The following is a 1,126-nucleotide window of genomic DNA, read 5'->3' as shown; positions in this document are numbered from 1 at the left end:
GGTCCGGACCGGGTAGATTGTTGACAGATCAGACCGGGAGGATGATTGACACGGCAGAACGAAGTGTACCCGAGCCCCAGGGGGAGAAATGCCGTGGAATCATTCGGACCCGGAGACGGAGCGGATGCGCTTCGTGACGCTGGCGCAGGAAGGCCTGTACGAGATGACGGAGCTGTGCGAGCGCTTCGGCGTGAGCCGGCAGACGGGCTACACGACGCTGGAGCGGTTCGAGAAGCACGGGATCGACGGGCTGAAGGACCGCAGCCACGCGCCGCACACCTGCCCGCGGCGGATCGGGGAGGAGATGCGTGAGCTGCTCCTGGAGGCACGGCGGGCGCATCCCCACTGGGGACCTCGGACGATCATCGATTGGCTGGAGCAGAAGCCGCAGCACCGCGGCGTGACGTTCCCGGCCGCGAGCACCGTGGGCGACCTGTACAGCCGCGAGGGGCTGGTGGAGAAGCGCCGGCGGACGCGGAACTGGAAGCACCCGGGGCGCGACTGGGTGCGCGTGGGAGAGCCGAACGACCTGTGGACGATGGACTTCAAGGGCGACTTCCGCATGGGCGACGGGCGGCGCTGCTACCCGCTCACGATCGCGGATGCCCACACGCGCTTCCTGCTGGTCTGCCACGGGCTGGACTCGACGGCGCACGCCGGGGCGCAGGCGGTGGTGGAGCGGGCGTTCCGGGAGTACGGGCTGCCGCAGGTGATCCGCACGGACAACGGCGGGCCCTTCGCCACGAAGGCGATCGCCGGGCTCTCGCGGCTGAACGTCTGGTGGGCGCAGCTGGGGATCGGGCACGACCGCATCGCACCCGGGCACCCGGAGCAGAATGGCGCGCACGAGCGGATGCACAAGACGCTGAAGCGGCACACCGCGTTTCCTCCCGCGGCCAACGGGCTCGCGCAGCAGGAGCGGTTCGATGCCTTCCGGGCCGAGTTCGACTTCGAGCGGCCGCACCAGGCGCTCGGCAGGCGGACGCCCGGCTCGCTGTACGCGCCGTCGCCGCGCGAGCTGCCCGAGCGCGTGCCCGGGCCGGAGTACCCGGCACACTGCATCGTGCGGCAGGTGCGCGCGAACGGCATCCTGTATTTTCGCGACCGCTCGATCTTCCTGAGCGAG

Annotated in this window: 1 protein-coding gene; it reads left to right on the top strand. The window is 70.2% G+C overall.

Annotation, left to right across the window (positions count from 1 at the left end):
* Positions 1-88 precede the first annotated feature (88 nt).
* Positions 89-1,126, top strand: a 1,038-nt coding sequence (locus VF092_29455; protein ID HEX6751455.1) for an IS481 family transposase, incomplete at its 3' end; no start/stop codon positions are given.

The sequence above is a fragment of the Longimicrobium sp. genome, assembly GCA_036377595.1.
Classification (GTDB): domain Bacteria; phylum Gemmatimonadota; class Gemmatimonadetes; order Longimicrobiales; family Longimicrobiaceae; genus Longimicrobium.
This window is presented reverse-complemented; position numbering and strand designations above follow the sequence as displayed.